General features: G+C 39.2%; 20 protein-coding genes. 17 read left to right on the forward strand and 3 right to left on the reverse strand.

The features are described from left to right. The first annotated feature begins 1 nt into the window (after position 1). Both IZT61_RS13955 and IZT61_RS13960 read left to right on the forward strand, forming a co-directional pair. Complete coding sequence (locus tag IZT61_RS13955; protein ID WP_196097504.1) at positions 2–1,483, forward strand: complex I subunit 4 family protein; 1,482 nt, start codon at positions 2–4, stop codon at positions 1,481–1,483. A 3-nt stretch (positions 1,484–1,486) separates the two neighbouring features. Continuing rightward, positions 1,487–2,860, forward strand: a complete 1,374-nt coding sequence (locus tag IZT61_RS13960; protein ID WP_196097505.1) for an NADH-quinone oxidoreductase subunit N — start codon at positions 1,487–1,489, stop codon at positions 2,858–2,860. A gap of 34 nt (positions 2,861–2,894) precedes the next feature. Here the strand turns inward: IZT61_RS13960 and IZT61_RS13965 are convergent, their stop codons facing one another. After that, the gene (locus IZT61_RS13965) at positions 2,895–3,584 is read right to left on the reverse strand and encodes a LytR/AlgR family response regulator transcription factor (protein ID WP_196097506.1); all 690 of its coding nucleotides are present in this window, start codon (positions 3,582–3,584) and stop codon (positions 2,895–2,897) included. 587 nt (positions 3,585–4,171) lie between these two features. On the opposite strand from IZT61_RS13965, the gene IZT61_RS13970 reads away from it, so the two are divergent. From IZT61_RS13970 to IZT61_RS14030, 13 genes are all read left to right on the forward strand, one after another. Beyond that, positions 4,172–6,436 (forward strand): outer membrane beta-barrel family protein, encoded by a 2,265-nt coding sequence (locus IZT61_RS13970; RefSeq protein WP_196097507.1) that lies wholly within the window; start codon positions 4,172–4,174, stop codon positions 6,434–6,436. Positions 6,437–6,458: 22 nt separating this feature from the next. After that, positions 6,459–6,644 carry a hypothetical protein gene (locus IZT61_RS13975; RefSeq protein ID WP_196097508.1) on the forward strand — a complete coding sequence of 62 codons (186 nt, stop codon included), beginning with the start codon at positions 6,459–6,461 and terminating at the stop codon, positions 6,642–6,644. A gap of 249 nt (positions 6,645–6,893) precedes the next feature. Further along, a complete protein-coding gene (locus tag IZT61_RS13980) occupies positions 6,894–7,067 on the forward strand; it encodes a bacteriocin (protein WP_196097509.1) in 174 nt (57 codons plus the stop codon). A 28-nt stretch (positions 7,068–7,095) separates the two neighbouring features. Continuing rightward, the gene (locus IZT61_RS13985) at positions 7,096–7,275 is read left to right on the forward strand and encodes a hypothetical protein (protein ID WP_196097510.1); all 180 of its coding nucleotides are present in this window, start codon (positions 7,096–7,098) and stop codon (positions 7,273–7,275) included. A 333-nt stretch (positions 7,276–7,608) separates the two neighbouring features. Continuing rightward, a complete protein-coding gene (locus IZT61_RS13990; protein ID WP_196097511.1) occupies positions 7,609–8,118 on the forward strand; it encodes a CPBP family intramembrane glutamic endopeptidase in 510 nt (169 codons plus the stop codon). 58 nt (positions 8,119–8,176) lie between these two features. Continuing rightward, positions 8,177–9,316, forward strand: coding sequence for an HlyD family secretion protein (locus IZT61_RS13995; RefSeq protein WP_196097512.1), 1,140 nt, complete (start codon positions 8,177–8,179; stop codon positions 9,314–9,316). Positions 9,317–9,372: 56 nt separating this feature from the next. Then, the gene (locus tag IZT61_RS14000; RefSeq protein WP_196097513.1) at positions 9,373–11,520 is read left to right on the forward strand and encodes a peptidase domain-containing ABC transporter; all 2,148 of its coding nucleotides are present in this window, start codon (positions 9,373–9,375) and stop codon (positions 11,518–11,520) included. Positions 11,521–11,605: 85 nt separating this feature from the next. Next, entirely contained in the window at positions 11,606–12,262 is a 657-nt protein-coding gene (locus IZT61_RS14005) for a DedA family protein (protein WP_196097515.1), read from the forward strand. A 2-nt stretch (positions 12,263–12,264) separates the two neighbouring features. Then, entirely contained in the window at positions 12,265–12,816 is a 552-nt protein-coding gene (locus IZT61_RS14010) for an inorganic diphosphatase (RefSeq protein ID WP_196097517.1), read from the forward strand. Further along, positions 12,816–14,240 (forward strand): hemolysin family protein, encoded by a 1,425-nt coding sequence (locus tag IZT61_RS14015; protein ID WP_230383704.1) that lies wholly within the window; start codon positions 12,816–12,818, stop codon positions 14,238–14,240. Before IZT61_RS14010 ends, IZT61_RS14015 begins: the two co-directional genes overlap by 1 nt. Positions 14,241–14,412: 172 nt before the next feature. After that, entirely contained in the window at positions 14,413–15,117 is a 705-nt protein-coding gene (locus tag IZT61_RS14020) for a 16S rRNA (uracil(1498)-N(3))-methyltransferase (RefSeq protein WP_196097518.1), read from the forward strand. 114 nt (positions 15,118–15,231) lie between these two features. Then, a complete protein-coding gene (locus tag IZT61_RS14025; protein WP_230383706.1) occupies positions 15,232–15,870 on the forward strand; it encodes a DUF4159 domain-containing protein in 639 nt (212 codons plus the stop codon). A 1-nt stretch (position 15,871) separates the two neighbouring features. Beyond that, positions 15,872–16,372, forward strand: coding sequence for an acetyl-CoA carboxylase biotin carboxyl carrier protein subunit (locus IZT61_RS14030; RefSeq protein WP_196097520.1), 501 nt, complete (start codon positions 15,872–15,874; stop codon positions 16,370–16,372). 61 nt (positions 16,373–16,433) lie between these two features. Here IZT61_RS14030 and IZT61_RS14035 read toward each other — a convergent pair whose 3' ends face one another. Further along, positions 16,434–18,119 (reverse strand): SUMF1/EgtB/PvdO family nonheme iron enzyme, encoded by a 1,686-nt coding sequence (locus tag IZT61_RS14035; protein WP_196097528.1) that lies wholly within the window; start codon positions 18,117–18,119, stop codon positions 16,434–16,436. A gap of 669 nt (positions 18,120–18,788) precedes the next feature. On the opposite strand from IZT61_RS14035, the gene porV reads away from it, so the two are divergent. Beyond that, a complete protein-coding gene (gene porV, locus IZT61_RS14040; RefSeq protein WP_196097530.1) occupies positions 18,789–19,976 on the forward strand; it encodes a type IX secretion system outer membrane channel protein PorV in 1,188 nt (395 codons plus the stop codon). 38 nt (positions 19,977–20,014) lie between these two features. Next, positions 20,015–20,494 (forward strand): 2-C-methyl-D-erythritol 2,4-cyclodiphosphate synthase, encoded by a 480-nt coding sequence (gene ispF, locus IZT61_RS14045; protein ID WP_196097531.1) that lies wholly within the window; start codon positions 20,015–20,017, stop codon positions 20,492–20,494. Between the two features lie 304 nt (positions 20,495–20,798). Here the strand turns inward: ispF and IZT61_RS14050 are convergent, their stop codons facing one another. Further along, positions 20,799–21,674, reverse strand: coding sequence for a pirin family protein (locus tag IZT61_RS14050; RefSeq protein WP_196097533.1), 876 nt, complete (start codon positions 21,672–21,674; stop codon positions 20,799–20,801). Positions 21,675–21,689 lie beyond the last annotated feature (15 nt).

Consider the following 21,689-nt stretch of genomic DNA (forward strand, 5'->3'; position numbering starts at 1 on the left):
AATGGAACAACTTTTACTACTTATATTTCTTCCGCTTGCAGGTGCCATCATTACGGCGTTCGCGGGTAAATCGGCCAAGGTAATCTCAACTGTAATTTCGGTTGCTTCTTTAGGCTTGGCCTTGTTTATGGCCTGTAACTTCATCCCCGATGCAAGTACACAGTTTGAGGCAAACTTGCCCTGGATTGCAGATTTAGGCATCCGTTTTCATGCAGGTATCGACGGTATTAGCATGCTCGTAGTGTTGCTAACCAATTTGTTGGTGCCAATTGTTATCCTCTCGAGCTATAAACACCAATATAAAAACCCTGCGGCTTTCTATGCATTAATTCTGTTTATGCAAAGCGGGCTATTGTTGGTTTTTACTGCTTTAGATGCTTTCTTATTCTATATTGGATGGGAAGCTGCGCTGATTCCAATTTATTTTATCTGCGCATTTTGGGGCGGAAAAGACAGGATTCGCATCAATATGAAGTTTTTCGTTTATACGATTGCAGGTTCATTATTTATGTTGATGGGGATTATTTATCTGTACCTACAAAACCCCGCCAACAACTTCGATATTCAGGCGTTTTATGCTTTAAACTTAGATAGCGCACAGCAAGGATGGGTTTTTTGGGCATTCTTTATTGCTTTTGCCATCAAGATGCCGATTTTTCCTTTCCACACCTGGCAACCTGATACTTATACAGCCGCTCCTACGCAGGGAACGATGTTGTTATCAGGTATTATGTTGAAAATGGGTATTTATGGCGTAATCAGATGGTTATTACCAGTGGTACCAACAGGCGTTCAAGATTGGTCGTGTTTGGCTTTGGTACTTTCTATCATTGGCATTGTATATGCATCAATAATCGCCTTTACCCAGAAAGATGCAAAGCGTTTAGTCGCTTATTCATCAATTGCCCACGTTGGACTGATTGCCGCTGGTATCTTTGCATCATATAACCTGGGTACTGCCGGCACTCCGGGCATGCAAGGAGCGATGGTACAAATGCTAAGCCACGGTATTAATGTAGTAGGCTTGTTCTTCGTTTTAGATATTATCTTTTCACGCGTAAAAACCAATAAGATTTCCGAACTGGGCGGAATTGCCAAAGTTGCACCTCAATTAGCGATTACTTTTCTAATTATCGTTTTAGGTACCGTAGCGCTACCGGCAACCAACGGTTTCATCGGCGAATTTCTATTGTTAATGGGGGTTTATAACTACAGCGCATGGGCGGCTGCAATCGCGGGCTTAACCATTATTTTCGGAGCCGTTTACATGTTGCGCATGTACCAAAATGTAATGCTCGGCCAAGCCAATTCATTAACCATTACTTTCACAGATATTCAGGGAACGGAGAAACTGGTTCTTTATATCATCTGCGCCTTGATTATTATTTTGGGTGTATACCCCAAACCAATATTGAATTTAACAGAGGCATCTGTGCAACATTTATTAGAACAGGTAAGTCAAAAATTAACATCAGTAAAATAAGCAATGAATATTATAATAACCATTAGTATAACAGCTTTTATTGTACTTTACGCAGGTTTGTTTAAAGCCAAAAAAGCCTTATTGCCGCTTACCGTTGTTGGTTTACTTACCGCGTTGGGCTTTACTATTGCTGCCTGGAACGGTAATGCTGTTCATTTTGGAATGATGCAGACCGATAATTTTGCCCTTGCTTTCTCCGGTGTTTGTATTGTTGGAACGCTTCTCATTTTCTTGCTTACTCAAAATTATTTCAGTTCAAAAAGTGATAATGTCGCCGAGTACCATACCCTCATTCTCTTCGCCCTTGCCGGTATGATTATGATGGTATCATACAAAAACATGGCGATGTTATTTGTTGGGCTCGAGATTATGTCTGTGAGTTTATATATCCTCGCAGGGATTCGAAAGAAAGATTTTGCATCTAATGAGGCATCGCTAAAATACTTTTTAATGGGCGCTTTTTCAACAGGCTTCCTTTTGTTTGGTATCACCTTGATCTATGGCGCAACAGGCTCGTTCGATTTAGATAAGATTCAGGCTTACCTGGTAGATAACAGCACAGCAATTTCCCCGATTTTTTACCCTGGCGTAATCTTGATGATGATCGGCTTATGCTTTAAGGTAGGTGCCGCACCTTTCCATTTCTGGACTCCAGATGTGTATGAGGGTTCGCCAACTTTAATTACCACTTTTATGAGTACCGTAGTTAAAACGGCTGGTTTTGCTGCTTTTTTGAGACTGTTTGCCGATGCTTTAAAGCCGCTTCACGATTTCTGGGTTGTACCGCTGATCGCGATTGTCTGCATAACCTTGTTTATCGGTAACGTAACCGCGTTATTTCAAAAAAACTTTAAGCGAATGTTGGCTTATTCGAGTATCTCGCATGCAGGTTATTTGCTGTTTTCGTTGGTGGTAATCGGCGCAAATTCTCAAAACAATGTGTTGGTTTATGCCGCCGCTTATACTTTCGCTTCTATCATCGCCTTTGCGGTACTTATTTTGGTAAAACAAAAAACAGGGAGCGACAGCTTTGAGAGTTTCAATGGCTTAGGCAAGAAAAACCCATTGGTGGCTTTGGCGCTAACTGTAGCCATGTTATCATTGGCAGGTATTCCGTTAACCGCAGGTTTTATAGGTAAATATGTAATGTTTTTAAATGTAATGGCCGAATACCACACGTTATTGGTTGGGTTTGCTATATTAAACGCTTTGGTTGGCTTTTACTACTATTTCAGGGTAATTATAGCCGTTTGGTTTAAAGACGGCGCAGAAACAGAACTTTCAACGCCGGGTCAATACAAAGTGGTTTTATTGGTTTCGGTAGCAATTACGTTAATTTTGGGCGTTTACCCAGCTATCTTATTAAACCTTATTTAAAAGACGAAAGCTAAGATTATGATTTGCCACTTCTTTAACTAAAGTAAGTGGCAATTTCGTTTTTATAGGTTTTTCCAACAGACAGCTTTCTTCCATTTTTTAGGTAGATAAAATCGTCTTTAAAGCTTTCTATATACTTTCTCGAAGCGATAATAGATTTATGGATTTTCAAAAAAGAATGCGTGTCTCGCAATTGTTTCTCCATCTCAGAAATGTTCGAAATCACAAGTATAGATGTTTCTTTCATAGAAATCTGAACGTGATTTCTCTTAGCTTCGATAAAAAATATATCATCAAGATAGATTTTCGTTATTGCTTTATTTTCTTTCGCTTTAACGCAGATAAAAGCAGGTTCAATGGCTGATCGATCAATCATTGATAAAGTTTTGCTTTCGAACTTTTTAAAGTCGAAGGGTTTTAATAGAAATTCTTTAACATCCAAGCCATAACCAGCTACTGCGTAGTTATCGTGGCCACTTACGAATACCAAAAAATTGAACTTTTCTCTAGCTGCTTTAGCCAGTTCCAACCCTGAAACATTGGGCATTTCGATATCTGTAAATAAGATATCGACCTTGTCTTCCCTTTCTAATATTTCTTTCAATGCGATTGTCGAATCGGTATAAACTTTTTCCAACTTTAAAATCGATATTTTATCAATATACTCTGTAAGCTGTTGAACCGAATGAGGCTCATCATCAATAACGATACAAGTGTAAATCATATTCCCTAGTTTATTGTTAACTCACATTTTTTCACCAGGGATGTTAGGAAAGCTCTGTGAGAGGTATAATAAAGATAACACACTTTCAACCAATAAACTACTGTTTTTTAAACTTTCAGCACGAAAAACACGCTTTGAGCACGAAAATGAAAAATTAATAAAATTTTTTACAACTATTGTACAGCAGAAACAGTCGGCCGGAGTGTTTGAATTAACAGTTATTAAACTTAAAATACCAAAATGAAAAGTTTAGAATTAGAAAGCCTTTGGCGTACAGAAATGTAATGAACGTTATCAAAAAAATGTAGGCAAGTTTAATGACGCAGAATTACTCTTAACACCAGCTTTGTGATTAATTTTTGGCTGCTTAAACCTTTCTGCCGTTTAAATATAAAAATCTTCGAACAAAATTTCTGAGAAATTCAGACGAGTCCTAGGTGTCAAGACTGTTTAATATAAGCAATATGCCTCATCGCCGAATAAAGGTTTTATCATTTATTTTCATTTTAATCTGTCTGTTAAGAGTAGCAGCGTACGGGCAGGAAAACATTCATTTAAGCATTAGGTTAATAAATAAAGAGGACAATATGCCAATTAAATTTGCAAATATCTCACTCATTGATTCAGCCGGAAAAGCTGTGCAATTAAGGCTTTCTGATGAAAATGGAAAATGCAGCTTTGTCGTATCTTCACCAATGAATCAGAAATTAAGGTTATATACTGCGCCCTTCGGCTTTAAAGAATACTATTCAAAAGTGCTTGCCTACAAATCTGGATTAAATCAAGATACAATCTTCCTTAGCAAGGAAGCAATTGTACTTCAGGAAGTGAAAATTTATAAACAGCAAACAATTCAAGATGGCGAAAAGCTAATTTATAGACCAAAACTCGATCAGTTTTCTTCGACTAAGACTATCGTTCAACTTCTTCCCCGACTTCCAGGAGTGGCTCTCGTATCTGGAAAACTAAAGTTAAATGGTAATGATGGTGTCCTTCTATTAATAGACGGCAAGGGAGAATTGGTGAGTCAATCTCAACAGATTGAAATGCTCCGAACATTAAGCGCTGACAAGATCGAGAAAATAGAAATAATACAAACACCTTCGGCACGATATGATTCTAATATAACGTCTGTTATCGATATTATCACAAAAAAGGAAAAAGGATCGTCTACTGTAAGAGTCAATCTAGCCCAGCCATTTTTTATGGACAATCAAACCTTAGGAGTGGATTTTCTTTCTACTGGGGCATCAGCAAATTTTAATTTTAATGTGGGGGGAATTAGGACTTCAATACTCTTCCGGGTGCACAATGCAAAGTCGTTTGAGGATTCAGAATTCAAGAGAATAATATATGATCTGTTGAGTTACACTTCCATAACTAATCTTCGCTCTTCTCGTTTTAGCCTTGCCCCCAACATTATCTTAGATTATGATATCAATTCTAGGTCAAGCATTGGTATAAGCACAGACTTATCGTTTGTGCCATCTTTGACAAGAAATACTTTTGAAAGTTACCGATTTTTTGATATCACATCTAATATGTTGGACTCAGTAGTTGTAATAGAGAACAGGTTCAACAATAAGCGCAGTACTATTCAGTTAAATGGCAACTATCGTTATATATTCAATACAGAAAAGAAAAGCACCCTCTACTTAAACTTCATCTATTCTGTAAGCCCATATAAAGTTAACAATGAATTAAACAAACCATTAAATGGTATAGACCAAGTTGTATCATCAAATAAATATAATAGTGCCAGTGACATCGTAAATGCTTCGCTAATCATCAGTGATCTTGTCAAATCTAGAACCACGTCTACCGACTTTGGCTTCAAGTTTAATACATTGAGCAATAGTACAGAACAGTTTTTTGGTGCCGATAAATCAAATTTTGTTTACCAAGAGCAACTAAGTAGCATATTTTCCAGTTGGAAAACAAAATTAGGCAAGTATCTCATAATAGCGGGTATAAGGGGGGAATTACTTAACTCACATTCCACATTTGACAAAAATGGTTCTATGCAAACATTAAATCAGGACTACTTTAAGGTTTATCCTAATTTCTTGATTCAGAAGAATCTCTCTAATAATTTTACAACAAGCATTGGTTTTAGCAAAAAAATTAGAAGACCGTTTCTAAATCAGCTAAATCCATCCAGCCATATAAGTAGCTTTGTGACGAGTACAGCCGGTAATATCAATTACAAGCCTATTTTTTCAAATAAATTTGAAGCGCAATTACGTCACAATGATATTGGGCTTACAGTATATTATGAGCAATCGTCGGGTAATTCTACATATTTGCCAACCGATGACCCGTTTGTTAATCAGGTTGTCAACTTGAATAAACTACATAAGTTTGCATTTTCGGGCAATAAGGGTTTTAAGATCTCATCTTTCTTCTCTTGCACTGTTAACGCAAACTATTCATATTCCCGCCATGAAGACAATGATGTTAGGTACTATAAAAACGGATTAAACCTTTTCGAAATGAGTGCGTCGAGCGAGATTACCCTTAGCAAGAAAACACAGATACAGGCAGATTTTTATTATCAAGCTAAAATGAATCTGGAATATACCGTATACAGCCCTTTTTTCTCCCACTCTCTGACCTTAAGGCAGTTGTTATTGAAAGATAAGTGGAGCCTCAGCTCGTCCTTAAACGATCCGTTAGGACTAGAGAAAAATCGCTCGAAAAGTTTTTTTAGCAATCAGTTTTCTTCTGGTTGGGCACTTACCAATCAGCGGAGTGTTTCCGTACAAATTGTATATAACTTTCCTTTCGGCCATCGGTTCGAAAATCGAAACTATAAAAAGAAGAACGACGGAGAGATAAGGGATCAACAATAGTAATCAGCATAAACTAATTAATATGAAAATCCATTTATCAAGTATACTACAAAAGAAAAAGGGAATGCTACCTCACAAACTTTCACATATAATCAATAAACTCATTCTTATCTTGATATCAATGCTTTTATCATGTAACAGTGCGGAAAAGAATGAAAAGCCTGTGGCTGTTGCAATACTCGCTGATTTGGCAGCGCTACCTTTTTAATACACTACAATTAGCGTTACAGGTTTGGGCAACGTGAAGCACTATGGAAAATGTTTTGAGCCCAGTGTTAAAACTCTCGCTATTAGCGATTCGATGCCCTGACTTTGGTGTTTTTTAAACTTTCAGCACGAAAAACACGCTTTCAGCACGAAAATGAAAAATTAATAAAATTTTTTACCACACTTGTATTGCAGAAACAACCGGCCGGAGTTTTTGAATTAACAAATGTTTAACTTAAAACAAACTAAAATGAAAAATTTAGAATTAGAAAACTTTGGCGTTCAAGAGTTGGATGCGAGAGAAATGAAGACAATTGATGGGGGCGGATGGCTTAGAAAGCTCGGATGGGGTTATCTTGCTACTGAAGTAATTGATCATTGGGATGAGATCAAGAAAGGATTTTCAAACGGTTGGAATGCTTAATAAATTAAATAACATAATAAAAAAAAATATGAACTTACAGGAATTCAATTTGGAAGAGCTATCGGCTCATGAGTTAGAAATTATTGACGGTGGCGGTTTCTGGGGAGACCTAGCTTATGGGATTGGTTACGCTGCACGGCATGCCTACGAAATTGGCAAGTCATTGAGGAGCAATCCTGCATACGGTAATGCGAATGTTTATAAGTAAAATTAGGTATGAATCTGAAGAGTGGATTTATCCACTCTTCAATATTGTTAAATATGTCTAAAAAAATCTTTTCTGAAATCATAACCAATTTCACATGCTTCTTCGCGTTGTATCTCTTATTTAACTATACGAGGTTAAATATTAGTTTTGTAAGAGATATTGTCACCGGTTGGAAAATATTAGTTATTTTATTTTTTTCAATTTTTGTAATGGTTTTTGATAGGCTGTTTAATAAGGAGTAGCGTATGTAGCCAAATAAACAATAATAGCGCTACTTAAATGATTGATACCTGATTGGCGTTTACAAATAAACATATTTCAAATCAAAATATTTTGAAAAGATTTTTTTCTCAAAAAGTAAAGTCATTTAGTATAATACAAATTCAAGCTGCCAAAAATCTCACCTACTTTTGGATTGTTTTTTCGATTTATTTCATCTTTCAATTTTCTACTGCTGTTATCGCAACCTACTTTGATGCAGATTTAACTTCTATTAGTCTAAAATTTGGCAGTTTACAAGAGGAATTTCTTATTGCGGTTATTGCTGCCCCGATTATAGAAACGCTAATTTTTCAATATTTCGTAATCGAAACGCTTTTAAATGTGAAATTGGCACCATTGCTCTGCATTATTGCCTCTGCGCTGTTATTTGGTGTTTCTCATTACTACAATATAGCCTACGTTTTGGTCACAACGATAGTAGGGCTCATATTTGCTTATTATTATATGGCTTTGCGTCATCAACATTATTTAAACAAACTTATTCTGGTTACGCTGTTACATGCGCTATCTAACCTGTTTGCATTCGTAAATAACAATTTTTACGATTTCACAAAATGGTAGGCATCAAGACTGGTATCAGAAAAGAACATTCCACGATGTTTTTATCGTAATGTAATCTATGTCAATCATATCAGAAACAGAATTCAACAATACATCCCTCATTTTCCTCCATCAAACCCGCGTTCGCAGCCAGATCATTTATGTCACTGTGGTTGTTGCAATATTCGCTGCTTTAGCAGCGCTACCTTTTTTATACACTGCAATTAGCGTTACAGGTTCGGGCGCTATACAAAGCAACATCGAAAAAGCCGAACTTTTGGCTCCGGCAAGCGGCAGGATCACTGAGGTTAACCTGATTGATAACCGACAGGTAACGAAAGGAACTCAACTACTAACCATTGACGCTAGCTTGGCGAATCAGCAAAAAAACTTAATTGGTAACCACCAAAGCCAATTACAACAACAACTAAACGATGCCTTAACGCTTTTGAAGTTTAAGAACAACCCTAATTTGCAAACCCCTTTGTATCTGGCCGCCTGGCAACAATATACCGAGGCTTTACAAAATGCAGCCAATGCAAAAGAACAGGCTTTTAAAGTTTACCAACGCTATAAAACCTTAATCGACAAAAAGGTGGTTACACAAGCAGAGTTCGAGCAATACCATTTTAACTATAAACAAGCCCTTTCAGATTATGAAATGGTAACAAAAAAATATAAAACACAATGGCAAACAGAGGCCAACCAATACCGCAATGAGCTGCGTGATTTAAAAAATCAAAATATTCAAATTAACGATCAAGTAAAACAATATATTTTGAAAGCTCCTATAAATGGCTCGTTACAGAATTTAACTGGCATACAAAATGGCTCCTTTGTGTATGCCAATCAAAAATTGGGCGAAATTTCACCTGATAGTTTGCTGCTGGCTTTTTGCTACGTTAAACCAGCCGATATTGGCTTAATTAAAAAAGGGCAACAAGTTCGATTTCAAATCGACGCCTTCAACTACAATCAATGGGGTTTATTGAGCGGCATTGTTTTAGATATAGCCAATGATATCATCATCGAAAACCAAACGCCTTATTTTAAAGTAAAATGTAAGCTTGATCAGGATTACCTACAATTAAAAAATGGCTACAAAGGGCACGTAAAAAAAGGGATGACTTTTACCGCTCGTTTCACGGTTACAAAACGCAGTTTTTACCAACTGCTATACGATAATGTTGATGATTGGTTAAACCCAAACGGAGTCTAAGCCGCTGGTAGTCCATACCTGATATCTCACATCTAAAATCTCATGTTTAACACTCCATGTCTCTTATAAAACAACGCGATATTACCGATTGTGGTGCCGCATGCCTGGCATCGGTCTCGGCCCATTATAAATTGAAGCTTCCTGTTGCACGCATCAGGCAATTTGCGGGTACCGATAAAAAAGGAACAAATGTATTGGGATTGATAGAAGCAGCCACAAAACTTGGTTTCGAAGCCAAAGGAGTTCGTGGCGGCTTAGATAGTTTAAATAAAATACCGTTGCCCGCCATTGCACATATTGTAGTAAAAAAACAATTGCAACACTATGTTGTAATTTATAAGGTTACCGACAAATATATTGAGGTGATGGATCCTGGCGATGGTAAAACGCACCAAAAAACCGTAGCCGAGTTTACAGAAGAATGGACTGGTGTTTTGGTATTGCTTTTGCCCAGTGAAAGCTTTACCCAGGGAAACGAAAAAGTGGCCAATAGCTTTCGCTTTTGGCAGCTTATACAACCGCATAAAAGCATTGTAATCCAAGCGCTTTTTGGTGCCTTAATTTATACCATTTTAGGGCTTTCTACTTCTATTTTTGTTCAGAAAATTACCGATTATGTATTGGTAGATGGTAACAGAAATTTACTCAATTTAATGAGCGTAATGATGATTGGCATTGTGCTGCTCCAGCTGTTTATTGGTACTGCGAAAACGATATTTACCATGCGCACAGGGCAACAGATTGACGCCCGCTTAATTTTAGGTTACTACAAGCATTTGCTAAAATTGCCACAGCAGTTTTTTGATACCATGCGGGTTGGGGAGATCATCTCAAGAGTAAACGATGCTGTAAAAATTAGAGCTTTTATAAACGATGTTTCCATCGGTTTGGTTGTAAACGTATTTATCGTGTTTTTATCTTTCGGCCTCATGTTTACTTATTATTGGAAACTGGCCTTGCTAATGCTCACAGTAATTCCGGTATATCTCTTAATTTATTTCATTACCAATAGACTGAATAAAAAAATCCAGCGCATGTTGATGGAGGATTCTGCCGAGTTAGAAAGTCAGTTGGTAGAAAGTTTAAATGCTGTAGGTACAATTAAGCGCTTCGGGCTGGAAGAATTTACCAATACCAAAACCGAAGCAAGGTTTATTCAGCTGCTCAGAACAGTGTACAAATCGGGCATCAATAGTGTTTTTTCGGGTACATCTTCCGAAGTAGTGTCACATCTGTTAACCATTCTCTTACTGTGGGTGGGAGCGGGTTACGTTTTAGATAATGAGATTACGCCTGGTGAATTATTCTCATTTTATACGCTTATTGGCTATTTCACAGGGCCAGCGGCCTCGTTAATTGGCGCAAACAAAGTAATACAAGATGCAGTTATTGCCGCCGACAGGTTATTCGAAATAATGGATCTGGAAATAGAAAATGATGCTTCCAACGTTGCTCTCACTAAAGAGTTGATTGGAGATATACGTTTTGAAAATGTGGCGTTTAGATATGGTACAAGGGTAACCGTTTTCGAAAATTTGAATCTGAACATTAAGGCGGGCACATTCACGGCAATTGTTGGTGAAAGCGGATCCGGAAAATCTACCTTAATGGCGCTGTTACAGAATATTTATCCAATTCAAAAGGGAAATATATTTATCGGTAAATACGCCATTAAATATTTGAACAATTCGTCACTAAGAAATTTGCTAAGTATTGTGCCGCAGCAAATTGATCTGTTTGCAGGTAATGTAATAGATAATATTGCCGTGGGCGATTATGAGCCAGATATGCAAAGGATTATCGACATCTGCACCCAACTGGGAATTACAAACTTTATAGAAGCACTGCCCGAGGGTTTTCAGACGTACCTGGGAGAGAATGGCGCAACATTATCAGGTGGACAAAAGCAACGTATTGCCATTGCCCGGGCATTGTACCGAAACCCGGAGATTCTGGTTTTGGATGAAGCAACCTCGTCGCTCGACTCAGCATCTGAACAATATGTTCAGCGTACTATTGAGCTACTGAAAAAACAACAGAAAACTATCATCATTATAGCCCATCGCTTAACCACTATAAAAAACGCAGATAAAATCATCGTATTAGATAAAGGAAAAGTAATAGAAGAAGGGCACCATCAAGAGATGATTTCAACTAATGGACATTACAATAATTTATGGAAACAACAATTTAATTCGGTCTAAAAAACGTATCTTGACCCATAATGATTTATAATTATACACACCTTTGTTGTTTGATAATTATTTGTAGTTTTACGAATAATTGAATATGCACGATTTTTGGAGTAACCTGCACCAGCTGATTGATCCCGAGAAACTATTGAGGGAGGGCGGATTTTATCTCGTTGTATTCGTTATCTATGCAGAAACAGGCCTTTTCTTTGGCTTCTTTCTTCCAGGCGATTATTTACTGTTTTTGGCCGGCATGTTTGTTGCCACAGGCAAGCTTGATGTAAACATAGCTGTGCTTTTGGCTGGCCTGTGCGTTGCAGCTATATCGGGCAATTTTACGGGTTATTGGTTTGGGCGCAGAACAGGGCCCTTATTGTACACCCGTAAAGACAGTTTTTTCTTTAAAAAGAAGTACCTTAAAGCCGCCGAAGAATATTATAACAAACAAGGTGCATTTGCGTTAATTATGGGCAGATTTGTTCCAATCGTGAGAACTTTTGCACCAATCTTCGCTGGGGTAGTTAAACTGGATTTCAAACGATTTGCGTTTTATAATGTTGTTGGAGGGGTGCTGTGGATCTGTTCCTTAACATTATTGGGGTATTTTTTGGGCAAAAGATTCGAGCAGCAGATTAACGATTATCTATTATATATTATTATTGGCTTTATACTTATCACAACTATCCCATTATTGATTACCTTTGTAAAAAGTAAAGTGAAAAGTCCCGAAGAGGAAAAGACAGATTTAAATTAAAAATGGCAAAAGACGAAACTCACGCATGGCATAGCGTATCTCCTGGTAAAAACGTTCCAGAAATTGTAAACGCAATTATTGAAATCCCAAAAGGCTCAAAAGCCAAATATGAAATAGACAAAGAATCAGGATTAATCAAGTTAGATAGGGTCCTGTTTTCATCTGTGATGTATCCGGCAAATTACGGGTTCATTCCGCAAACCTATTGCGATGATAAAGATCCATTAGATATTTTAGTGCTTTGTTCGGTAGATGTTTATCCAATGACATTGATCGAGGCGAAGGTAGTTGGCGTAATGCACATGGTTGATAACGGCGAACAGGACGATAAAATTATCGCTGTAGCTGCGCACGATATGTCGGTAAATTATATCAACGATTTAGAAGAATTGCCACCGCATCAAATGAAAGAAATTGTTCGTTTCTTTCAGGATTATAAGGCATTAGAAGATAAAAATGTAACAATCGAACATTTATTGGGTGTTCGCTATGCGCACAAGGTAATTAAGGAAAGCATAGAACTTTACAATACGACATTTAGAGAATTGGTTTAATGGACTTACCCACGGACTGTTTATTTTTAAATTTTGAACTAACTTCAATTCTGCCGAAAAATCTGGTTTTGGTCGCTCTAGAAGATCCAGATACCGGTAATGTAGGCTGGCGATTGTTCTTCGCGTTGTTTTTAGTATTGTTAAACGGATTTTTTGTTGCGGCAGAATTTGCAATTGTTAAGGTTCGGGCATCGCAAATCGAAATTAAAGCTAAAACAGGAAGTCGTGTTGGCAAGATGGCCAAAACTATCATTCATGATTTGGATGGTTATTTAGCCGCAACACAATTAGGCATAACGCTCGCATCACTGGGCTTAGGTTGGGTGGGTGAAGGCGTTATGCATACCATCTTCAAAAATCTTTTCGATAGTCTGCATTGGGGCTTAAGCGATGCATCCATTCACACGGCTTCAACTATTGTTGCATTTTCGCTAATCACTATTATGCACATTGTGTTTGGTGAGCTTGCTCCAAAGTCTTTCGCTATTCAGCGACCCGTAGCAACAACCATGTTTGTAGCTATTCCATTACAGGTGTTTTATGTTGTTCTGCGCCCTGCTATTTGGCTATTGAATAGTTTGGCCGCGATAATATTAAAGCCATTTGGAATTAACACTTCTGGCGGGCACGATTCCATTCACAGTACCGAGGAACTGCAATACCTGCTCGATCAGGGTAAGGAAAGCGGCGCCATCGATAATAACGAGCACGAACTGATTAAAAACGTTTTCGATTTTAACGAGCGTGTAGTAAAGAACATCATGGTTCCACGAACCAAGATCTCGGGTGTTGAGTTAACATCTTCAAAAGAAGGAGTTATTGATAAAATCATTGCAGAAGGCTATTCCCGTTTGCCCGTTTACCATGAAGTGATGGATAAAATTGTCGGCATCATCCACGCCAAAGATATTTTGCCGCTGGTAGCTTCGGGTAACGATCACTGGACGTTGAACGACATTATCCGAAAACCATACTTCGTAACGGAAACCAAGAAAATTAACGATTTGATGAGTGAATTGCAAAGCAATCGCATTCAAATTGCCATCGTTTTAGATGAGTTTGGTGGAACCGCAGGGATGGTAACCTTAGAAGATATTGTTGAAGAACTGGTTGGTGAAATACAGGACGAATACGATGAAGAAAAGCCGTTGGTAGAAAAGGTTTCAGACAACGAATTTATCGTAAATGCGTTTGCTACGGTGTATGATGTTAATGAGCATTTACCGCACGATTTACCGGAGGATGAGGATTTTGATACTGTGGGCGGTTTGGTTTCGCATGTCTTCGGGCGCATTCCCGAGGTAGGTGAAAGCAACGAGTCTTATGGTTATTTGTTCACCATTTTAAAGAAAACAGAGCAAAACATAGAGACGATCAAATTAGAACTCGTAATTCCGAAAGAAGCGCAGGTAGATAATCACTAAAGTAAAGTACCAAGATCAAATTCGAACAAGAGAACAGCATATCGGCAAAAAAGCGATTTTTTAAAATGGTTATGCTTTTTTAGGCAAGTAGTTATTTTTGATAATTGATTATTGTTACTTGGTGATTTATTCATTGCTCATTGCCGGCTAATTCTGTAAATCCCGTTCAATTATGCACATTTTTTACACCCCAGATATTGCCGGAGATACTTACACCCTGAATGAGGAAGAAAGTAAACATTGTATACGGGTTTTAAGATTGCCTGTTGGTACAGTGGTGAACCTTGTTGATGGCCGTGGCGGCTTTTATACCGCAGAGATCGTTTCGGATAATCCCAAAAAAGTTGGACTTTCGGTTTTAAATGTTGAACGAGAGTTTAATAAGCGGAACCATTATTTGCATATTGCCGTTGCGCCAACCAAAAATATCGATAGAATTGAATGGTTCGTGGAGAAAGCTACAGAATTGGGCATCGACGAAATTACACCGATCATTTCTGACCGATCAGAGCGAAAAGTTGTTAAAGAAGATAGGCTAAATAAGGTGATTACATCGGCCGTAAAGCAATCAATCAAGGCCTATCATCCCAAACTTAACGAAGCTGTTTCCTACGATGCATTCCTAAAACTTCCCTTCGAAGGAGAAAAACTAATAGCACACTGCATAAATCAGGGTGAAAAAAGGTACATCTCTGAGTTAGTGCAGCCCCATCAAAAATATTTGATACTAATAGGTCCTGAAGGCGATTTTACTTCCGATGAAGTAGATTTGGCTTTGAATAAAGGCTTTAAACCCTTAACTTTAGGTGAAAACAGGTTGCGCACCGAAACTGCGGCACTCGCTGTTTGTTTTGAAATAAATTACCTTAACCGTTAAGTCAGCTTGAAGTTTTCAGTTTTTAATTCTCAGTCAAGTTTACGCACCCCAGCTTTAAACTTTAAGCTTTGGTCTTTTCGCTTTCTGCTGCTCCTTGCTTCAAGCTTTGGTCTTTTGGCTTTCAGCTTTGTGCTTTCTGCTTTTAGCTCTTTTCCGCCCACCTACCGCATTGCCAAGCTGAAATATAACGGCGGTGGCGATTGGTATTCCGATAGAACCGCATTGCCCAACCTGATCGCTTACTGTAACGCCAATCTGAAAACCAATTTCTACCCTGAAGAAAGTATTGTTGAGGTTGGCTCAAAAGAGATTTTTAATTACCCATTTGTTTACATGACAGGGCACGGCAATGTGGTGTTTAGCGATCAGGAGGCAAAAAACCTGCGTTTGTACCTCACCGCTGGCGGCTTTATCCATATAGACGATAATTATGGCCTCGATAAATTTATCAGGCCGCAAATGAAGAAAGTATTCCCTGAGTTGAACTTTGTTGAATTACCAGCAAATCACGCTATTTATAATCAAAAATTTAAGTTTCCAAATGGCTTACCGAAAATTCACGAGCACGATAACAAACGGCCGCAAGGCTTTGCCTTAATTTACAAAGGAAGAATTGTTTGTTATTACACTTATGAGTGCGATTTAGGCAACGGATGGGAGGATTTGGGCACCTATCCTGGCGATAGTCAGGAAACAAGGACGAAAGCCCTTAAAATGGGGGCAAATCTGGTTCAGTATGCATTAACACAATGATATGTATAAAGTAAAAGTTAACGATGCTTATCAATACGAAATTGAGACCAAAGGCAAAGAGTTGTTGGTGAATGGTTCTGCGCTTACCCTCGATTTTGCAAAAATAAACGACGTTGAAACCCATGTTTTGTATAACAACAAATCGTTCAACGTAGAAATTGCAGAGCTGAATACCAATGAAAAAACCGTTAAGCTGAAAGTGAATGGAAACCTGTATCATTTAACTGTCGAAGATCAATTCGATCAGCTATTAAAGCAGTTGGGCTTAGATAATCTGGCCAGCAGTAAGGTTTCGGAGATCAAGGCACCAATGCCTGGCCTCGTATTGAGTGTGGCCGTTGCAGAAAATGAGGAAGTGAAAAAGGGAGAAAACCTGTTGGTATTGGAAGCTATGAAAATGGAAAACATCCTGAAATCGCCCGCAGATGGAATTGTAAAAAAAGTATTCATTGCCCAAGGAGACAAAGTAGAAAAGAACCAGATATTGATCCAGTTCAAATAGTCAAAAAAAAAGTCAAGCTTTTAAAGCTTGACTTTTCATATTAAATGTTTTCTATTTGTCCTTATTTTCCTTTTCCAACTCTGTACGGCTTTGCAGGGGGGGTGTTGAAACTCCTTTTGCCTGCAGTGCTAATCTCCGGAGCGCCAAGCATTGTCATCGCACAACGGAAACCCACCTCGGCCGATGATTCGTCTTGTTGCATAAAGCGTCTTGTTGCAGGATTCAACCAGTAGGCCATATCGTTCCATGAACCACCTTTATACACTCTCGATTTATCGTTTACCAACGTCACCCCTTCTTCGTTCAAGATCGTATTTTGTCTATCGCGATAACCCCTTTGGTCAGCCTGATAAGTAGTAGAAGCAACCGGGTTTTGCGGATCGGTAGATCTCGAGATCGAATCCATCATTTTCGCATGCGCCTGTTTCTCAGCCCAGGTTTGCTTGCGGCCCGAGTGTGCGGCAACTTTAATGGGGTTGCCGTATTTATCTAAAGCAATCTTGCCACTCTGTGCATCTTCCAGTTTTTTATTGGTAAAATAGTTGCCGCGATAAGGATTAAATGCATCCGCATCGGTAAAAGTACCCGTTCTGTAAACGTCGTTAACCCATTCGTTCACGTTCCCAGCCATATTGTATAAGCCAAAATCGTTTGGTGCATACTGGATTACCGGAACGGTCAAATCTCCTTTATCGTTTAATGAACCGCCCACACCCATATAATCTCCGGGCGCCCGTTTAAAGTTGGCCTGAATTAGCCCCCTTGTTTTCTTCTTGGCAGAACTTACGCCTAACCCATTCCAGGGGTAAATTTTATTTTGATTAATGTTTTCATATTCAGTATTGCCAATCAATCCCAGAGCAGCATATTCCCACTCGGCTTCAGTTGGCAGGCGATAAGGCTGCATAATCACACCATCCTCCAAGGTAGCTGTTCTCCTGATCTGACTATTTCTGCCATTTCCGGCAACGGCTGCACCAGCGGTAGTAGTAGCTGCACCACCTCTTGTATTGTAGTCGATAGGCGCATTTTTACCCACATCATTATACTGGCCATTTAGGTAAGCATCAGTATTAAACGGATTATCAGGTCTCGGTGCTGCAGCCGCAGTGGCATTATTGTTTCTGCCGTTGCTGTTGCCAGCAAGCGTTCTGTAATCAGTTAGTATACCTTTTTCGCGTAAAATAAACTCGTTTGCTCTGGAGGTTCTCCATTCGCAGTAGCGTGATGCCTGCTCCCACGATACACCCACAACAGGATAATCGCGATAAGCCGGGTGGCGCAAATAGTTGTTTACGTAAGGCTCGTTGTAAGATAGTGCACTACGCCAAACCAACGTATCAGGAAGTTCATTGTAATAAAATTCCTGATCTTCAGGGAAGTTGTATCTGATCCAATGCAGGTATTCGAGCCAATCCGTGTTCGATACCTCGGTTTCATCCATATAGAATGAAGGAACGGTAACCTGTCTTCTGTAGTTGTAAATGTTCGGCTCAACACCCGGAACTTCGATAGCACTACCGCCAACAACTAAAACACCACCTTCAATTGGAATAAGGCCGGGGCCCGGAGCTCGTTTATATTGAGTGGCAACAGCAAAAGCGCCAGATTGGTTGCTTCTACTCTTTCTGTCTGCATACGGAATGCCTGTCTTGCTCGAACTGTTTCTGCCTTTAGAAGAGCTACAACCAGTAATCAACACTGCCAACGACAGACATGTTAAAGAATATAGTATAAGTTTTTTCATATTACTAGGACGATTATCGCACAATGGCGATTCAATCGATAAAATTAAACAATTTTAAATGAATATATAAATATTGTGACAATAAAATACGGAATATATTTTAACCCATAACGTATTATTTTACATCGTATTGTGTCTTTCTAAATTTTGGGTCGCTTTTAAGTTAAGCAATTAGTAATAAGCGCTGTAAACAAAATATCTGTCTGGTATATCAACGCATATGATAGATACATGTAGTTGTAATCAAAAATAGTTGCTTCAAGTTTAGACAGTGTTAGAGCTGTTGATTGATCGCGTAAGCTGGAGACGAATGGAGCCAATCCTAATTCGTGAGCATAACTGATCAGCCCCCCCTTCACTGATATCAGCAAACCCAACCACGAGCTCAAAGGCCGAGGCAAATTGAAACAATTGTAAGCCTAAAACCTCTTCAGATCGAATTTTATGGGCTTTCAACTTGTCTTAACACGCCATGTAAATATGCCTTTTGTTAGTGTAGTACCAGTTTTGTTCGCTTTCTGATACACCAATATGTAAAAAAACGTAGGTTTAATTAGCAAGTAATTACATTATTCGTACTTTGGTGAAATATATTTTTTGGATTTACGTTAACAGGATATTCGCCACTAATAACTGTTTCCGAAGATCTTAAATTACGACCTTTATAGGATGAATCTCAAGTACATCAGTAAACTTGCTTTCTCTGCACTTTCTTTGACTTTGGCAGTTGGTAAAACAAACGCCCAGGCCACCATAGGCAGTACTCAAACAAACGGAAGCGAGGCTAATAATATTGTAACGGCGGTTCCCTTTTTATTAATTACGCCCGATGCACGTTCGGGAGCAATGGGCGATGCCGGAGTGGCAGTAGCCGGAGATGTAAATTCGGCGAGTATTAACGCCTCAAAGTTGGCCTTTCTTGATAAACCCTACGGCTTCTCAATTTCTTACAGTCCCTGGTTAAAAAGCCTCGTGCCTGATATAAACCTGGCCTTTTTAAGTGGGTTTTACAAGCTTGATGAGCGAAACGTAATTGGTGCATCCCTCCGCTATTTTTCTTTAGGTTCAATTCAATTAACAGATGCTAATCAACAGGATTTAGGCATTGCCAATCCGAACGAATTTGCCTTCGACGTATCTTTTGCCCGAAATTTCGGAGAGAACTTTTCGTTAGGATCATCCTTGCGCTATATCTACTCCAACCTGGCAACCGGGCAATTTGGCTCATCCGGAGAAATCCGTGGAGGCAACGCCGTGGCTGTAGATGTATCTGGCCTCTACAAAGCCAATACCAACCTGTTTGGTAAAGAAGCGATTATTTCTGCGGGAGCAAATATTTCGAATATCGGGACCAAAATGAATTATGCCGATGGCGGCCAAAATTTCTTTTTGCCCACAAATCTTAAGGTTGGTGGCGCTTCTACCATTTCGGTAGATGAACTCAGCACATTAACTATTGCGCTCGATTTTAACAAGCTCTTGGTTCCTACACAGCCTATTTACGATTCGAACAACCAGATTGTGAGCGGAAAAGATCCAAATCGCTCCGTTCCGGCGGGTATTTTTGGGTCATTTAGCGACGCACCCGGCGGCTTTAGCGAAGAACTTAAGGAAGTTGGCATTTCTACCGGACTTGAATATTGGTATAACCAGCAATTCGCCATTCGGGCAGGGTATAACTATCAGAACCCAATGAAGGGCGATAGCCGCTATTTTACCATGGGCCTGGGCTTGAAATACAATGTTTTTAATATAGATTTTTCCTACTTATTGGCAAATACACAAACAAGTCCGCTTGCCAATACCTTGCGTTTCGGCCTTTTGTTTAACTTTGGCGAGAAAAAAAGCTTTAGGTAATAGTCCCTAATGTATTCCACAGTTAATTATAAACAATCATGAAAATTAAAGTTGGCTTTGGCTTCGATGTACACCAGTTGAAAGATAATCATCCGTTTGTAGTGGGTGGCGTTACGCTAGCTCATCATAAAGGCGCTTTTGGCCATTCGGATGCTGATGTATTGCTTCATGCCATTTGCGATGCGCTTTTGGGGGCGGCAAACCTGAGAGATATTGGTTTTCATTTTAAGAACACCGACGAACGGTGGCGAGGAATCAGTAGTGTCATTTTACTCAAAGAGACTGTTAAGCTGCTTACCGACAAAGGCTGGCAGGTTGGAAATATCGATGCCATGCTTTGCCTCGAAGCGCCAAAAATTAATCCGCATATCCCTCAAATGCAGAAAAACATAGCCGAGGCAATCAATATTTCGGTTGATGACATTTCTATTAAGGCAACCACTAACGAAACAATGGGGTTTGTTGGTAGAGAAGAGGGTGTTGTTGCTTATGCCGTTTGTTTGATCGAAAAGGGATAGGCTTTTTGCATAACGCATCATCCGTTGGCTAATAAATGCTTCATGTTGAAAACCGATTTTTCATCGGTTGAGATATTTCTACCCGATTGGCGCCGACTTAAAGCAAGCAATACTTAGCTAACAGATTTCTCTGCTACGGTCGAAATGACGCTTGGTCCGGCCGTCATCTCGATGAAGTGCACCCGTAACGACTTTTCATTTGCAGCGGAATGGAGAGCGCTTTGGCATTCATCTTAATAGATTTCTCCTCCACAGGAGTTCCTATGGAGCGCTAGGGTCGACATGACGCTTAGTTTGATCGCTGTTATTCTTCCAAATAACCGAACCTGCCCTGATTGTAATCGTCAATAGCCTGTCTAATTTCCGATTCGGTATTCATCAAAAACGGACCGTATTGTACAATCGGTTCATTGATCGGCTCGCCGCTCAATATCAAAACGACGCTATCGGCCAAAGCTTCAATTTTAACTTCCTCACCATCATTTTTAAAGTGAACGAAACTGTTTACTTCCGCTTTTTCTGTGCCGTTAATGTTTACTGAGCCTTCAACAATCATAAAACCGGTATTAAAGCCTGGCGGAAAGTTGAATGTTGCACGTCCGCCCTTGTTCAATCTGGCATTGTATAAATGAATGGGCGTAAAGGTGTGTGCATTTCCGGCTATACCATTGTAGTTGCCGGCAATAATTTCAATTTTTCCTCCGTTTTCGGGCAAATCGAAATGCGCCATATCCATTTGCTTAATCGCCTGATATTTGGGCGTTCCCATTTTGTTTTTAGCAGGAAGGTTAACCCAAAGTTGAATCATTTGGAAGGGGCCACCTGTTAAGCTGTAATTTTCCTCATGGTATTCTTTGTGCAAAATACCACCGGCCGCTGTCATCCATTGTACATCGCCGGGATAAATCACCCCGCTATTCCCTGAGCTATCGTGATGCGCAACCGCCCCGTGATAAGCGATGGTTACCGTTTCAAAGCCGCGATGAGGATGAATGCCAACACCACGCGGCTCCTTTCTTGCCGAAAATTCGATTTTAGATCCATAATCCATCAAAAAGAACGGATTCATATCTATTTTATATCCACCAGGAAAAAAGTTGTGCACCCTAAAGCCGTCGCCAACCATGTGTGGGGCTGGTGCCTTTAAAATGCCCGATACTTCTTTTGTTTTAATATCCATCACCTTCAAATTAAA

Origin of the sequence: Pedobacter endophyticus (genome assembly GCF_015679185.1) — a bacterium.
In the GTDB taxonomy this organism is placed as follows: Bacteria; Bacteroidota; Bacteroidia; order Sphingobacteriales; family Sphingobacteriaceae; genus Pedobacter; species Pedobacter endophyticus.

Excerpts from the sequence above, each read along its gene's own strand:
- IZT61_RS14035 (WP_196097528.1), bottom strand. The coding sequence starts at position 18,119 with ATGAAAAAACTTATACTATATTCTTTAACATGTCTGTCGTTGGCAGTG.
- IZT61_RS14005 (WP_196097515.1), top strand. The coding sequence starts at position 11,606 with ATGCACGATTTTTGGAGTAACCTGCACCAGCTGATTGATCCCGAGAAA.
- IZT61_RS13985 (WP_196097510.1), top strand. The coding sequence starts at position 7,096 with ATGAACTTACAGGAATTCAATTTGGAAGAGCTATCGGCTCATGAGTTA.
- IZT61_RS14010 (WP_196097517.1), top strand. The coding sequence starts at position 12,265 with ATGGCAAAAGACGAAACTCACGCATGGCATAGCGTATCTCCTGGTAAA.
- IZT61_RS13970 (WP_196097507.1), top strand. The coding sequence starts at position 4,172 with ATGCCAATTAAATTTGCAAATATCTCACTCATTGATTCAGCCGGAAAA.
- IZT61_RS13980 (WP_196097509.1), top strand. The coding sequence starts at position 6,894 with ATGAAAAATTTAGAATTAGAAAACTTTGGCGTTCAAGAGTTGGATGCG.
- IZT61_RS14030 (WP_196097520.1), top strand. The coding sequence starts at position 15,872 with ATGTATAAAGTAAAAGTTAACGATGCTTATCAATACGAAATTGAGACC.
- IZT61_RS14020 (WP_196097518.1), top strand. The coding sequence starts at position 14,413 with ATGCACATTTTTTACACCCCAGATATTGCCGGAGATACTTACACCCTG.
- ispF (WP_196097531.1), top strand. The coding sequence starts at position 20,015 with ATGAAAATTAAAGTTGGCTTTGGCTTCGATGTACACCAGTTGAAAGAT.
- IZT61_RS13960 (WP_196097505.1), top strand. The coding sequence starts at position 1,487 with ATGAATATTATAATAACCATTAGTATAACAGCTTTTATTGTACTTTAC.
- IZT61_RS13975 (WP_196097508.1), top strand. The coding sequence starts at position 6,459 with ATGAAAATCCATTTATCAAGTATACTACAAAAGAAAAAGGGAATGCTA.
- IZT61_RS14000 (WP_196097513.1), top strand. The coding sequence starts at position 9,373 with ATGTCTCTTATAAAACAACGCGATATTACCGATTGTGGTGCCGCATGC.
- IZT61_RS14015 (WP_230383704.1), top strand. The coding sequence starts at position 12,816 with ATGGACTTACCCACGGACTGTTTATTTTTAAATTTTGAACTAACTTCA.
- IZT61_RS14050 (WP_196097533.1), bottom strand. The coding sequence starts at position 21,674 with ATGGATATTAAAACAAAAGAAGTATCGGGCATTTTAAAGGCACCAGCC.
- IZT61_RS13995 (WP_196097512.1), top strand. The coding sequence starts at position 8,177 with ATGTCAATCATATCAGAAACAGAATTCAACAATACATCCCTCATTTTC.
- IZT61_RS13965 (WP_196097506.1), bottom strand. The coding sequence starts at position 3,584 with ATGATTTACACTTGTATCGTTATTGATGATGAGCCTCATTCGGTTCAA.
- IZT61_RS13955 (WP_196097504.1), top strand. The coding sequence starts at position 2 with ATGGAACAACTTTTACTACTTATATTTCTTCCGCTTGCAGGTGCCATC.
- porV (WP_196097530.1), top strand. The coding sequence starts at position 18,789 with ATGAATCTCAAGTACATCAGTAAACTTGCTTTCTCTGCACTTTCTTTG.